At 64.3% G+C, this 13,602-nt stretch carries 14 protein-coding genes; 10 read left to right on the top strand and 4 right to left on the bottom strand.

Annotation, left to right across the window (positions count from 1 at the left end; genetic code table 11):
• Positions 1-2: 2 nt before the first annotated feature.
• From NKJ67_RS16450 to NKJ67_RS16440, 3 genes are read left to right on the top strand one after another with little or no spacing between them, the layout of a single operon-like run.
• The gene (locus NKJ67_RS16450) at positions 3-695 is read left to right on the top strand and encodes a response regulator transcription factor (protein WP_127271328.1); all 693 of its coding nucleotides are present in this window, start codon (positions 3-5) and stop codon (positions 693-695) included.
• On the top strand, positions 686-2,287 hold the full coding sequence (locus NKJ67_RS16445) for an ATP-binding protein (RefSeq protein ID WP_352581952.1): 1,602 nt from the start codon (positions 686-688) through the stop codon (positions 2,285-2,287). Before NKJ67_RS16450 ends, NKJ67_RS16445 begins: the two co-directional genes overlap by 10 nt.
• 29 nt (positions 2,288-2,316) lie before the next feature.
• Positions 2,317-3,483 (top strand): NAD(P)/FAD-dependent oxidoreductase, encoded by a 1,167-nt coding sequence (locus NKJ67_RS16440; protein WP_352581951.1) that lies wholly within the window; start codon positions 2,317-2,319, stop codon positions 3,481-3,483.
• Positions 3,484-3,676: 193 nt separating this feature from the next.
• Here the strand turns inward: NKJ67_RS16440 and NKJ67_RS16435 are convergent, their stop codons facing one another.
• On the bottom strand, positions 3,677-4,102 hold the full coding sequence (locus NKJ67_RS16435) for a GNAT family N-acetyltransferase (RefSeq protein ID WP_127271072.1): 426 nt from the start codon (positions 4,100-4,102) through the stop codon (positions 3,677-3,679).
• 127 nt (positions 4,103-4,229) lie between these two features.
• On the opposite strand from NKJ67_RS16435, the gene leuD reads away from it, so the two are divergent.
• The 6 genes from leuD to NKJ67_RS16405 all read left to right on the top strand — a co-directional run bounded on the left by leuD (position 4,230) and on the right by NKJ67_RS16405 (position 8,603).
• Entirely contained in the window at positions 4,230-4,835 is a 606-nt protein-coding gene (leuD, locus tag NKJ67_RS16430; RefSeq protein ID WP_023810900.1) for a 3-isopropylmalate dehydratase small subunit, read from the top strand.
• Between the two features lie 61 nt (positions 4,836-4,896).
• Positions 4,897-5,826 carry an Ivy family c-type lysozyme inhibitor gene (locus NKJ67_RS16425; protein ID WP_352581950.1) on the top strand — a complete coding sequence of 310 codons (930 nt, stop codon included), beginning with the start codon at positions 4,897-4,899 and terminating at the stop codon, positions 5,824-5,826.
• Positions 5,827-6,109: 283 nt separating this feature from the next.
• The gene (locus NKJ67_RS16420; protein ID WP_352581949.1) at positions 6,110-6,493 is read left to right on the top strand and encodes a RidA family protein; all 384 of its coding nucleotides are present in this window, start codon (positions 6,110-6,112) and stop codon (positions 6,491-6,493) included.
• Positions 6,494-6,506: 13 nt separating this feature from the next.
• Positions 6,507-6,857: a VOC family protein gene (locus tag NKJ67_RS16415; protein WP_127271319.1), complete on the top strand. Its 351-nt coding sequence runs from the start codon at positions 6,507-6,509 to the stop codon at positions 6,855-6,857.
• Between the two features lie 161 nt (positions 6,858-7,018).
• A complete protein-coding gene (leuB, locus tag NKJ67_RS16410; RefSeq protein WP_352581948.1) occupies positions 7,019-8,122 on the top strand; it encodes a 3-isopropylmalate dehydrogenase in 1,104 nt (367 codons plus the stop codon).
• Between the two features lie 4 nt (positions 8,123-8,126).
• Positions 8,127-8,603: a GNAT family N-acetyltransferase gene (locus NKJ67_RS16405; RefSeq protein WP_352581947.1), complete on the top strand. Its 477-nt coding sequence runs from the start codon at positions 8,127-8,129 to the stop codon at positions 8,601-8,603.
• Here NKJ67_RS16405 and NKJ67_RS16400 read toward each other — a convergent pair.
• Entirely contained in the window at positions 8,600-9,262 is a 663-nt protein-coding gene (locus tag NKJ67_RS16400; protein ID WP_352581946.1) for a DUF805 domain-containing protein, read from the bottom strand. The genes NKJ67_RS16405 and NKJ67_RS16400 overlap by 4 nt on opposite strands.
• Positions 9,263-9,325: 63 nt before the next feature.
• A complete protein-coding gene (locus tag NKJ67_RS16395; RefSeq protein ID WP_352581945.1) occupies positions 9,326-10,039 on the bottom strand; it encodes a DUF805 domain-containing protein in 714 nt (237 codons plus the stop codon).
• Between the two features lie 135 nt (positions 10,040-10,174).
• Here NKJ67_RS16395 and NKJ67_RS16390 point away from each other — a divergent pair, with 135 nt between their 5' ends.
• Entirely contained in the window at positions 10,175-11,590 is a 1,416-nt protein-coding gene (locus NKJ67_RS16390) for a glycosyltransferase (protein ID WP_352581944.1), read from the top strand.
• Positions 11,591-11,711: 121 nt separating this feature from the next.
• Here the strand turns inward: NKJ67_RS16390 and NKJ67_RS16385 are convergent, their stop codons facing one another.
• Complete coding sequence (locus NKJ67_RS16385) at positions 11,712-13,586, bottom strand: DEAD/DEAH box helicase (RefSeq protein WP_128289598.1); 1,875 nt, start codon at positions 13,584-13,586, stop codon at positions 11,712-11,714.
• Positions 13,587-13,602 lie beyond the last annotated feature (16 nt).

The following is a 13,602-nucleotide window of genomic DNA, read 5'->3' as shown; positions in this document are numbered from 1 at the left end:
CCATGCCGCATCACATCCTCGTCGCCGACGATGACCCGCACATCCGCGAGGTGATCTGCTTTGCGCTGGAAAAGGCCGGCATGAAAACGACAGGGGTGGCCGACGGTGCCGCCGCCCTGCAGGCGATCGGCCGCCGGGCGCCGGATCTTGTCGTGCTCGACATCGGCATGCCGGAGATGGACGGGCTGGAGGTCTGCCGGCGACTGCGGCACACATCCGATGTGCCGGTGCTGTTCCTGTCCGCGCGCGACGAGGAGATCGATCGCATCCTTGGGCTCGAAATGGGCGGCGACGACTATGTGACGAAACCATTCAGCCCGCGCGAGTTGGTCGCCCGCGTCAACGTCATCCTGCGGCGCGCCCGCCCGGCGGCGGCCGAACCGGTCGACAACAGGCAGTTTTCGCATGGCAAACTGGCTCTGGCGCCGGCCAGTCACGCTGCCAGCTTCGACGGCAAGGCGCTTGCCCTGACGGGGATCGAATTCTCGATCCTGAAGGGATTCCTGGCGCGGCCCGCGCATGTGCTCGACCGCGACGCGGTGATGGCCAGCGCCTATGCCGCAAACATCCATGTCGCCGGCCGCACCGTCGACAGCCATATCCGCAACATCCGCGCCAAGCTGGCAGCAGTGGGTTGCCTGGATGCCATCGAGACCGTGCATGGCGTCGGCTTCCGGCTTGGCCGATGCGGCTGACGACTTCCGGCAAATGGATCGGCCGCAAGTGGCGGCCACGGCTTGCCACGGTCGTCGTCGCCATCCTGATCATGGTGATGGCCCTGCCATTGGTCGGCTTGTTCTTCTTCCGCCTCTACGAGAACCAGCTGATCCGCCAGACCGAAGCGGAGCTGATCGCGCAAGGGGCGGCCATCGCCGCCATCTATGCGCAGGATGTGCGCGACGCCGGCATTGCGGCGGACAAGCTCGGTGCGCCGATGCCGGGGCCAGGCGGGGATTCAAGCCGAAGCGTCAATCCGGGCCCGCTGTACAAGCCGATCGAGCCGCAACTCGATCTCGCCTCCGACTATGTGCTGCCGACCCGGCCGGCGGCGATGCCGGCGATCGTCGATCCCGCCTTTGCCGCGATCGGCACCCGTCTGTCCGGTATTCTCGACGCCACCCAGAAAACCACGCTGGCCGGCTTCCGGCTGCTCGACCCCCGGGGCGTCGTCATTGCCGGACGGGGCGAGGTCGGCCAGTCGCTCAGCGAGGTCGAAGAGGTGCGCACAGCACTTGCCGGTCACTATGCCAGCGCGCTCAGGCTGCGCATTCCCGACCAGCCGACGCCACCGCTCTATTCGGTCAGCCGCGGCACCAAGGTGCGTGTCTTCGTCGCCCTGCCGGTCGCTGTCGGCGGCCAGGTCGCCGGCGTCGTCTATGTGTCGCGAACGCCCAACAACATCATCAAGCATCTCTATGGCGAACGCGGCAAGGTGACGTTGGCGGCGATCGCCATTCTCGGCGGCACGCTGCTCATCGGCCTCATCTTCCTGCGCACCGTCAGCCGACCGATCTATGCGCTGATCGACCGCACCGAGCGCATCGCCGCCGGCGACCGCGCGGCGATCAGGCCGCTCGACCATCACGGCACGCGAGAGATGGCGGAGCTTTCCGCCGCCTTCCTCGACATGGCCGAAAAACTGCAGGCGCGTTCCGACAGCATCCAGACGTTCGCCACCCATGTGTCGCATGAGCTCAAATCGCCGTTGACGGCGATCCAGGGCGCGGCCGAACTGCTGCGCGATTCCGGTGGCGCGATGGACGATACGGAGCGGCGGCGCTTTTCAGACAATATCGTCACCGATGCGGGACGGCTCAATCTGCTGGTTCGCCGCCTGCTCGACCTGGCGCGTGCCGAAAACCTGGCGCCGAGCGGCGAAAGCACATCGATCGGTGCGGCGCTGGCGCTGCTTCCCGTCGACAACAGGCTGGCGGTTAGCATCGGAGCCGGCAGCGAAATCGGCTTGCGCATATCGGCCGAGAACGCGGCTATCGTGCTGGCCAATCTCATCGACAATTCGGCCAGGCACGGCGCGACGGCGGTTTCTGTCTCGGCTACGAGCGCCGGCGGCAAGGCGAGCATCCTGGTCAGCGACGACGGCGCCGGCATTTCGCCGAGCAACCGGGCGCGCATCTTCGAACCGTTCTTCACCACGCGGCGCGAGCAGGGCGGCACCGGCATGGGGCTCGGCATCGTGCTGGCCCTCCTGAAAGCGCATGATGGTATGATCGCGCTGGTTGACAGCGAACGCGGCACGCGCTTCGAGATCATTCTGCCGATGGCGTGAAGGACACCATCGGCCGGATCGGAGAGAACATGCGCTACGACATCGTCATCATCGGTGGAGCCATAGTCGGCTCCTCGGTCGCCTACTATCTGCGCGAGCAAGGGTTTTCCGGCACGATCGCGCTGGTCGAGCGTGATCCGCAATTCGCGCATGCGGCAACGACGCTGTCCATGGCCTCGATCCGCCAGCAATTCTCGATCCCGGAAAACATCCGCCTGTCGCAGTTCACGCTAAAGCTGTTCCGGCGGCTGAAGGAAGAGTTTGGCGCCGACGCCGATATCGGCTTTCGCGAAGGCGGCTACCTCATCCTTGCCGGCGAGGACGGCTTGCCGATCCTCAAGAGCAATCACGAGGCGCAGATGGCCGAGGGCGCCGACATCGTGCTCGAGGATGCCGACCAGCTTACGCGCCGGTTCCCGTGGCTGTCGACCGAGGGCATTTCAGCCGGCGCCTATGGCCGCACCGGCGAAGGCTGGTTCGACGCGCATGCGATGCTGACGCTGTTCCGCAAGGCGCTGCGGCAGAAGAAAGTCGATTTCATCACCGCCGATGTCACCGCCATCGCGCGCGATGGCAATCGCGTCACCGGCGTGAGCCTCGGCAATGGCGAGACGCTGGAGGCTGGCATCGTCGTCAACGCCGCCGGCCCAAACGCCGGCAAGGTGGCTGCCATGGCCGGGCTTGAACTGCCGGTCGAACCGCGCAAGCGCAATGTCTTCGTCTTCGAGGCGCGCGAGAAATATGCCGACATGCCGCTGCTGGTCGATCCCTCGGGCATCTATGTCCGTCCGGAAGGCTCGGTCTACCTCACCGGCGGCGCCGAACCGGAGGAAGGCGACCGCGCACCCGATCCCGGTGACTTCGAGGTAAACTGGCCGCTGTTCGAAGAGGTGATCTGGCCGGTGCTGGCGACCCGCATTCCCGCCTTCGAGGCGATCAAGCCGACCCGCGCCTGGGCCGGCCACTACGACTACAACACGCTCGACCAGAACGCGGTGATCGGTCCGCATCCCGAAGTCGGCAATTTCCTGTTCGCCAACGGATTCTCCGGCCATGGCCTGCAGCAGGCGCCGGCGGTCGGCAAGGCGCTGGCCGAACTGATCGTGCATGGCGGCTATCGCACGGTGGATTGTTCGGCGTTCGGGTATGGTCGAGTCGCGGAAGGGCGGGCGTTCCGGGAATTGAACGTGATTTGAGCGTTGGCGTTTCCTTCTCCCCCTGTGGGAGAAGGTGTCGCCGAAGGCGACGGATGAGGGGTGTTCCAGGGAACGCCAACGCCTCACTCCGCTGGAACACCCCTCATCCGTCTCGGCGCTGCGCGCCGATCCACCTTCTCCCACAGGGGGAGAAGGCAAGGCGCGCTTCTCTCGTTCCCCAACCAGAGAGACCTCAGCCCTTGCGGTCGAACCAGAAGGCGTCGGCCATGCGCTTCATGCCGATACGTTCGTAGAAGCCGACGGCGTCGGGCATGGAGATCAGGCTGATGGCGACCGACGGTCCAAGCTGCCGGCGCGCCTCGTCCATCAGGCCCTTGCCGATGCCGAGCCCCTGTGCCGATCGGGAAACGGCGAGTTCGGAGATGTAGCAGACCCAGGAGAAGTCGGTGATGCCTCTGATCACGCCGACCAGCGGCTTGCCTTCGACGTCGAGACGCGCGGTCAGCACCAGATTGGCGCCCGACAGCATCGCCCGCAGGCGTGCTTCATCATCGACCGGCCGTGTCTCGCCGAGGCCGGATTCGACCAGCACACGCCGGAATTCGGCGATGTCGAGCGCGGGTTCACGCGCATAGAGGACGTGTGCGTTTTCTGCCATGGCCGCCAGACTGCACCATCGGGCTGGCTTGTGCCACCGTGCACGAACAGTTGCCTTTTATTTGCTGCCGGCTTTGTGTAAACCGTGCCTCAGCAATCCCCCCGCAACGAAAACACGGGCAAAAGCCATGGAAAAGTTCACCAAGCTCACCGGCGTCGCCGCTCCGATGCCGATCGTCAATGTCGACACCGACATGATCATCCCGAAGGATTACCTCAAGACGATCAAGCGCACCGGGCTCGGCACCGGCCTGTTCGCCGAAATGCGCTACAAGGATGACGGCTCGGAAAATCCGGATTTCGTGCTCAACAAGCCGGCCTACCGCAAGGCGCAGATCCTGGTTGCCGGCGACAATTTCGGCTGCGGTTCCAGCCGCGAGCACGCACCATGGGCGCTGCTCGACTTCGGCATTCGCTGCGTCATCTCGACCTCGTTCGCCGACATTTTCTACAACAACTGCTTCAAGAACGGCATTTTGCCGATCACCGTCAGCCCCGAGGATCTCGAGAAGCTGATGGATGACGCCTCGCGCGGTTCCAATGCCACAGTGTCGGTCGACCTCGAAGCCAAGGAAATCCGCGGTCCCGACGGCGGTGTCGTCACCTTCGACCTCGACGACTTCAAGCGGCACTGCCTGCTCAACGGTCTCGACGACATCGGCCTGACCATGGAGAAGGCCGGCGCCATCGCGTCGTTCGAGAAGCGGAACGCCGAACAGCGCCCCTGGGCCTGAGTCGCAGGATCTGACCCGGCCGCCACAGGCCGGGTTCGTGGCGGCGAACGGAGGGACAGTCATGACACGTTTGCTTCTTGCCGGCGTTTGCGGGCTGGCCTTGTTGCTAGGGCAGACCGTGAGCGCGTTCGCGCAGACACAGGCACCCGCCACCCAGCCGGCCCCGGCGACGGACCAGCCGTCCGCCGATCAGGGGACGAACGCCGCCGACGCTGCCGATGACGACAAGCAGGCGCCCGTCCCTTTCGAAGGCGGCACGCTGACCATCACCCAGAAGGAACAGTATGGTGAGAAGGTGCTTGCCTATGACGGCAAGCAGCTGGCCACCAACTATGACGTCTTCTTCGACAAAATAGTCGAGGTCGGCGGCGTCAAGGTGGCGCTGTTCGATGTCGGCGACGGCGGCAACCAATGCGGGCCGGCGACGGTGATCGTCTGGAAACCGGAAGGCGGCACCATCCAGAGCACCACGGTCGAGCAGGACCAGTGCGGCGCGCCGCCCTCGGCGGTGTCCGACAACGCCATCTATTTCGTGCCCTATCTGCTGCCGGGGGATGAGAAGCCGGCTTTGCAATGGTCGCCGACCGATGGGCTGACGATTTCGGGCAATCTGACCTACATGCCGGAACCCGGCACGGACTGGAAAGACATCGATCCGGAAAAGTACCAGAACATCACCGACGCCTTCCACAACGAGGCCGTCTACAAGGAAGCCGAAAAGCTGCTCGGCAAGGACATGCCCGACATGGCGACCAGCCTGCTGGTCGGCGGCGGTACCGAAAAGGCCGCTTCGGGCGTCTTCTACGCCAGCGGCTGCGTGCCGCATGATTGCGGCGGCAATGACGGCTTCATGGCGGTCGACCCGGCCCAGCACAAGCTGTACTTCGCCCGCCGCGGCGACAATGGCCAGCCGAACGCCTGGCCTGATATGGCGACATGGCCGGCGGATGTGAAGGCGGCGCTGGACAAGGCGCTGGGGGCGGGGAATTAGGATTTTGTGGGCGACCGCCGCACCCCCCTCTGTCCTGCCGGACATCTCCCCCTCAAGGGGGGAGATCGGCTCTTCTCTCCTTTTGCCAATCTGCAATGCAGAAAAGAGTGCTGAATGGCGAAGCTGCTAATCTCCCCACTTGAGGGGGAGATGGCCGGCAGGCCAGAGGGGGGTGCTGTCCCGCCGGCATCGAAGGTTTGCACCGCCAATCCACCTGCGTTGGCCCATGACCCGCCCTACCCTTTTCCGGCAAAATGGCCACCAAATCCTGCGAGAACCTCCCATGCGCACACTCATCTCCACCGGTTCGCCCTTCGAAAAGACCGCCGGCTATTCGCGCGCCGTGGTGCAGGGCGACTGGTGTTTCGTGTCCGGTACGACCGGCTACGACTATACGACGATGACGATGCCGGAGACGGTGGAGGCGCAGACGCGCAATTGCCTGGCGACGATCGGCAAGGCGCTTCAGGACGGCGGCTTCGAGATGGCCGACGTGGTGCGGGCGCATTACTACATCACTGACCAGGCCTTCGTGGACGTGGTCTTCCCGATCCTCGGCGAGACGTTCGGCGACATCAGGCCGGCGGCGACGATGATCGTCTGCCAGCTCAACAGATCGGAAATGAAGATCGAGATCGAGGTGACGGCGCTGCGGCGCACGGCTTGAAAGGCGACCGACGATGAAAGTCCGGCGCATCGTTGCCAATATCGAGACATCGGATGCCACTGCGGCCAAGCGTTTCTATCAGGATGTCCTCGGCCTCGATGTGCTTATGGACCTTGGCTGGATCGCCACCTACGGCTCGCAGGCAAAGATGGATGTCCAGGTCAGTTTCATGGCGCAAGGCGGCTCCGAAACGCCGGTGCCGGATCTTTCGATCGAGGTCGATGATGTCGATGCGGCGCTCGACGCTATGAAGGCGGCCGGCTTCGCCATCGAATACGGACCGGCCGACGAGCCCTGGGGCGTGCGCCGCTTCTATGTCCGCGATCCGTTCGGCCGGCTGGTCAACATTCTCTCGCATCGGTGAAGGCAAGGCGCTGCAATTTGCGGGAGGCTGGCGGGGCAGAGGGGAGCGCGAAGGATCGCAAACGAACGAGGTTGTTCTTGATCGCTGCGTTACTCCTTGCGCACAACCGGCTTGGCGTTTAGCAAGGCCGCGGTTCAAATTCTTTCCAGGACGGTTCCTCCATGGCAACGAAGCATCTTTTCCTGCTCCCCGGTGACGGCATCGGTCCCGAGGCCATGGCCGAGGTCAAGAAACTGATCGCGGTCATGAACGACAAGCTCGGCAGCGGTTTTGCCACCGATGAGGGGCTGGTCGGCGGCTGCGCCTATGACGCGCATGGCGCGGCGATCTCCGATGCCGACATGGAAAAGGCGATGGCGGCCGACGCAGTGCTGTTCGGCGCCGTCGGCGGTCCCAAATGGGATGCGGTGCCCTACGAGGTGCGCCCTGAGGCCGGCCTGCTGCGCCTGCGCAAGGACATGGAGCTGTTTGCCAACCTTCGCCCGGCCATCTGCTACCCGGCGCTGGCGGCGTCCTCCTCGCTCAAGCAGGAGGTGGTCGAAGGCCTCGACATATTGATCGTGCGCGAGTTGACCGGCGGCGTCTATTTCGGCGAGCCCAAGCAGATCATCGATCTCGGCAACGGCCAGAAGCGCGGCATCGACACGCAGGTCTACGACACGTTCGAGATCGAGCGCATTTCGGGCGTCGCTTTCGAACTGGCGCGCACGCGCAAGAACCATGTCACCTCGATGGAAAAGCGCAATGTGATGAAGTCGGGCGTGTTGTGGAACGAGGTCGTCACCCAGACCCACAAGGCGCGTTATTCCGACGTCAAGCTCGACCACATGCTGGCCGATGCCGGCGGCATGCAGCTGGTGCGCTGGCCAAAACAGTTCGACGTTATCGTCACCGACAATCTGTTCGGCGACATGCTGTCCGACATCGCCGCCATGCTGACCGGATCGATCGGCATGCTGCCGTCGGCCTCGCTCGGCGCGCCTGATGTGAAGACCAAGAAGCGCAAGGCGCTCTACGAGCCGGTGCACGGCTCGGCCCCCGACATCGCCGGCAAGGGCATCGCCAACCCGATCGCCATGATCGCTTCCTTCGCCATGTGCCTGCGCTATTCCTTCGGCATGGTCGATGAAGCCGACCGTGTCGAAAGCGCGATCGCCGCCGCGCTCGACGCAGGCCTGCGGACGAAAGACATCATGTCCGATGGCATGACCGAGGTCGGTACGGTTCAGATGGGCGACGCGATCATCGCCAAATTCCTGGGCTGATTCCGTGACGGTCGACGTCCGCTGGGCGACGATCGAGGACGCGACGGCACTCGCGGCCATATTGTGCGAGATGGCGGAGCATTACCGGCAGCCGCCTCTCGATGCTGACCGGGCCCTGTCTACTGCACGCAAATGGCTTGGCGAGGAAAGCCCGGCCTATCCGCATTTCGCGCTCGCCTTCGTCGACGGCGAGGTCAGCGGCCTGGCGTCGGTGGCGATCGCGCATCCCGGCATCGATCTTGAGCGGCTGCTGTTCCTCAAGGATCTGTTCGTGCGCGACAAAGCCCGCAACGCCGGCGTCGGCCGAGCAATGATCGGCTTTCTCGCCGATCATTGCCTGCGCGAAGGCATCGGCCGCATCGACCTGACCACCGAGGACTGGAACGAGGGCGCACTGCGCTTCTACGACCGGCTTGGCGCCGAACGCCACGGCCAGAAGGTCTTTCTCAGGCTTTCGGGCGAGGCGCTGAAAAGCGGCTAGATCCTGACGCCTGCCGGCACTGGTCCCCAAGGGTTTTCGCCCACCTGGGACGGCAGAAGTCCGAAGACCAGCAAGGCAATGCTGCCAATGGGAGTGATGAAGCCCAGCAGTGCAAACCAGCCGCTCAGACCCGCGTCATGCACACGCCGCACGACGAGGGCAATCGACGGCAGGATCAATCCCGAAAAGAAGACCAGGAAGGGTATGAGCCCTATGGCCCTCATCGGCGTCCTGTCCGCATTGGTTTTGAAGCCATTGAACGCCAGGTCAACGAGTATTCCGAAGCCTAGAAGCGCCAATATCCCGAGGGTGTAGAATAGCCAGAAGGCCCAGAATTCCTTGCGGCGGGCGCGACCTTTGAAATTGCTATAGTCCGCAATTATCGCGCGCCAGAAGTAAGCCCACAGACCCGTGGAATAGGCGGGCCTGCTCTCGGCCGAACGGCGTGGCTGGCCCGTGCTTGGCGATGGCGCTGTCGGGGTGACGGCGACTATATCGTGCGCCGTACCGTCATCCGGTTGAAACTCGACAAGGGTGCCCCTGGCGAGGGTCACTTCATGGCTCACATCGTCACGGGCAAAGATATAACGCTTGCTGTCGATTCCGTCGATGTAGCCGTAGTCCTGATCCTGATCGTAGTGGAATATCGTGCCACGCATGTTTCTCCCCCGCGTTGCGCAAATACTACCCAGGGTTGTTTGTAATTGCAATACACGTGGCGGCTAAATCCTGACGCCCGCAGGCACCGGCCCCCACTGGTTTTCCCTGGCCTGCGTCGGGATCAGCGCGAAGACCAGGATGATCAGGCTGCCGATGGTCGGGATCAGGATCAGCAGGCAGAGCCAGCCCGACAGGCCGATGTCGTGCAGCCGGCGCACGATCATGCCGAGGCTGGGAAGGAGTGTAGCCAGCAGGAACGTGCCGAACAGCCCGACCGTTATCGCGCCCGAAATATCACTGTCGAAACCGCCCATATCCATATCGGTGTACAGGCCGATGCCGCCGATGATCAGCAGGCAAACCGTCCAGAACAGGCAGTAGCCCCAATATTCCTTGCGGCGGGCGCGCCCGCCGAAATTGAAATAGTTTTGCGTCACGCCGCGCCAGAAATAGCCCCAGAGATCACTGGGCTCGGCTATCTCGGAAGACCGACCGAAATGCTGCGCAGGAGGTGGGGCTTCTGCAGGTGGAACGCTGGGTTGGGCCGGTGCGGCCTTGATGCCGGGGTCGGCGGCGGTCGCAGTGGCAGTCGGAGCGGCGATCGAAAAGACGTCGCGCGCCTGGCCGCCACCCGGCTGGAACTCGACGGCCGTGCCGTTGGGCATGGCGGTCTGCCGGCGCAGGTTCTCGCGGGTGAAGGTGTAACGGTTGCCGTCGGCCCCGGATATGAAGCCGAAGCCCTGGATCTCGTCATAGTGAAGCACTTCGCCGCGCATTTGCCACCCCCGCTCGCCACGTCCCGGCCGAAGGTGGCACAGGGCCGAGCCGATGGGCAAGCCGGCATGGCTACCGTCTTCGCGGCAAATGAAGCATAAGGCATCGAGTGCAACCGCCTTCGACAGAAGCAGAACATGACAGTCGAGAGTCCTGACAGTAAAACCGTGATTGAAGATGGAGGGGAAAGAAGACCTCCCAGGCTGGCCATCGACGCCACCGGCCTGACGTTCTGGCCGTCCGGCCAGGGACTTGTCGGCATCCCACGGGTGGAAAGCTTTCTCGTCAGCGCAGCCCTGGCCGATCCCGACGCTAGCGTGGAGGTGGTGGCGTTCCGACCGTGGGAAGGCCGGTTTCGCCCCCTCGCTCCTTTCGAGCAGGACCATGTCGCGACGGGCGAGATTTCACCCTGGCGCCTCAAACGATGGCCTGGGAGACGCACGGCGATGTCGCAGGCCTTCGAAGCGGTGAGGCAGCAGCCATGGGGCAAGCGCGACGCCGACCGCCATCTCGCCAAGACGGTGACCCATGGCCGCAAAGGGATTGCCTATCAGGCGACGAGGCTGCTGATCAGGGCCTATCGTCTGTACCAGCGGGCGCGGATCCAGTCGGCCCCGCGTCAGGTTCCAAGCCAACCGAACGAGACCGAACGCGGCTTTGTCCTGATCAGCCATCACATTCTGACCGGGGATGACCGAACCGCCGTCTCCGGGCGCGCCGGCGGCCTCGCGTTTCTTTGCCACGACCTCATCCCGACACTGCGCCCCGACATGGTTGGTATGAGCCCTGGCGAGGCTCGCTACGGGTCATATCTCGAGCACCTCGTGCGTTCCGGCGCGCCGGCATTTTGTGCATCCGACGAAGTTGGTGCGACGCTGACCGATCATATGCAACAGGCAGGCGTCACGCAGCCGGTGGTATACCGGTTTCCGATGCCGTCCATCCTGTACGAGACGGCTTCGCGCATCGGCCAGACTTCGCGCATCGAGGCCGACGAGCCGTTCGTGCTCTATTGCTCGACCATCGAAGTGCGCAAGAACCACATCCTGCTGGCACGGATATGGCAGCAGGCGCTCGACGAGGACGTCAAGCTGCCGCGGCTCGTCTGCGCCGGGCGCTGGGGCTGGATGATCGATCCGCTGCGCGCCTATCTCAAGGCTCATCCGAGACTGCTCGAGCGGGTTACGTTCACCGGAGCGATCAGCGATGCGGAGCTCATCCGATATTATCGCAGCGCTTCCTTCGGCGTCTTTCCCTCGCATATCGAGGGCTGGGGCTATGGCGCCTCGGAATGTCTCGATTTCGGCATTCCCGTCATCGTCTCGACCGCGCCGTCGCTGATCGAGGCGAGCGGCGGGCTGATGCCGGCGATCGATTCCAATGACCAGGCCGGCTGGTACGCTGCGATCCGCAGGATGGGGGAGGATTCTGGCTGGCGCTCGTCGCTGACGGAACGCATCGCAAAGCAGCATCGCCCGACGCCGGCATCGGCCAGCTGGGCTGCCATCAAGGCTGGCCTGCAGGCAAGCGCGTCCCTCCGGCCAAAGTCCTAGAGCAATTCTAGGAAAAGTGTGAAGCGGTTTTCCCGGGAAAACGCATAGCGTTTTCCCTTGGGAATTGCGTCAAAACAAAGAGTTAGAGCAGATCGCCGTTTCCGTGAAACGGTGAAATGCTCTAGTCGGGCCGCTTCTTCGCCTTCTTGTGCTTAGGCGCGCCGGTGGTGTCGAATTTCGGCTTGCCCGGCTTCTTCGCCCATGGCTTTGCATCATGCGGGGCGGCCGGGCGCTGATCGACTGCTGCCGGTGCACGTTTTTCGAATTTGCGCTTCGGCGCGTTGGGGTCGAACGGCGCCTTGCCGCGATGCGGCTTCTTGTCGGGGCTTGGCGGCTGGTAGCCGGCGCGTGAAAGATCGGGCGTACCGTCGAGCCGCTTCACCAGGATGTTGCCTTGCAGCTTGCGGTCGGGACCGATCGCGGCCAGGAAGCGGTCGGCCCAGTCGGCTGATATCTGCACGTAGGTCTCTTCCGGCTGCATCTTGATGGCGCCGATCTCGCGCTTCGAGATGCTGCCGGTGCGGCACAGCATCGGGATCAGCCAACGCGGCTCGGCATTCTGCCGACGCCCGATCGACAGCGAGAACCAGACGCTGTCACCGAAATCGTCGCGGCGGCTGGGCGCCTCGTCGCGGCGCGCGAAACCTTCGCCCGCCGGTCTTTCACGCGACGGCGTGAACGGCGCGATCTCCATGAGGTCTTCGGGCGCCGAGCGACTGGCGCGGCACTGGCGCACGAAGGCAGCGGCCACCTGTTCGGCGCCATGTCTGGCGAGCAGCGCGTCGATGAAACCGCGTTCGTCGTCCTTCACCGGTTCGTCGAAAACCGGATCGGCCAGGATGCGCTCGTCGTCGCGCCGCATCACGTCGTCGGCCGAGGGCGGGCTCGCCCATGTTGCCTTGAGGCCGGCGTTCTGCAGCAGCCGCTCGGTGCGCTTGCGGGCGCTGTTGGGAACGATCAGCGCGCTGACGCCCTTGCGCCCGGCGCGACCGGTGCGGCCGCTGCGGTGTAGCAGCGTTTCCGGATTGGTCGGCAGATCGGCGTGGATGACCAGCTCGAGATTGGGCAGGTCGATGCCGCGCGCCGCGACATCGGTGGCGATGCAGACTTTTGCGCGGCCGTCGCGCATTGCCTGCAAGGCATGGCTGCGCTCGTTCTGGCTGAGCTCGCCCGAAAGCGCCACGACGGAGAAGTTGCGGTTGTTGAAGCGTGCGGTCAGATGATTGACGGCGGCACGCGTGTTGCAGAACACCAGCGCGTTCTTGGCTTCGTAATAGCGCAGCACGTTGATGATGGCGTTCTCGCGGTCGGGCTGGGCGACGCTCAGCGCCCGGTATTCGATGTCGAGATGCTGCTTCTCCTCGCCGGCCGCCGAAATGCGCACCGCATCGCGCTGGTAGCCCTGGGCTAGCGTGGCGATCGAGCGCGGCACGGTGGCCGAGAACATCAGCGTGCGGCGTTCGGCCGGAGCCGCGTCGAGGATGAATTCGAGGTCCTCGCGAAAGCCGAGATCGAGCATCTCGTCGGCCTCGTCGAGCACCACCGCCTTCAGCGCCGACATGTCGAGCGAGCGCCGGGTGATGTGGTCGCGCAGCCGGCCGGGCGTGCCGACGACGATATGGGCGCCACGCTCCAGCACACGCCGCTCCGAGCGCATGTCCATGCCGCCGACGCAGGACGCCACGGTTGCGCCGGTTAGTTCGTAGAGCCATTCCAGCTCGCGCGTCACCTGCAAGGCGAGTTCGCGCGTCGGCGCCACCGCCAGCGCCAGCGGTGCGGCGGCGTGGCCAAAGCGCTCCGCGCCCTCAAGCAGGGTCGGCGCCAGAGCGAGGCCGAAGGCCACCGTCTTGCCGGAGCCTGTCTGCGCCGAAACCAGCGCATCGGCCTCGCCGAGTTCCGGCGCCACAACCGCCTTCTGGACGGGCGTCAGCTCGGAATAGCCGCGTTTCTCCAGCGCCCTGGCAAGCGCTGGAACAAGTGCTTCGAAGTTGGACATCTCACTCTTTCGGAAT

The organism is Mesorhizobium sp. M0088 (assembly GCF_040322895.1).
Lineage (GTDB): Bacteria > Pseudomonadota > Alphaproteobacteria > Rhizobiales > Rhizobiaceae > Mesorhizobium.
The sequence above is the reverse complement of the archived record's forward strand: the minus strand, read 5'-3'. Positions and strand labels throughout refer to the sequence as shown.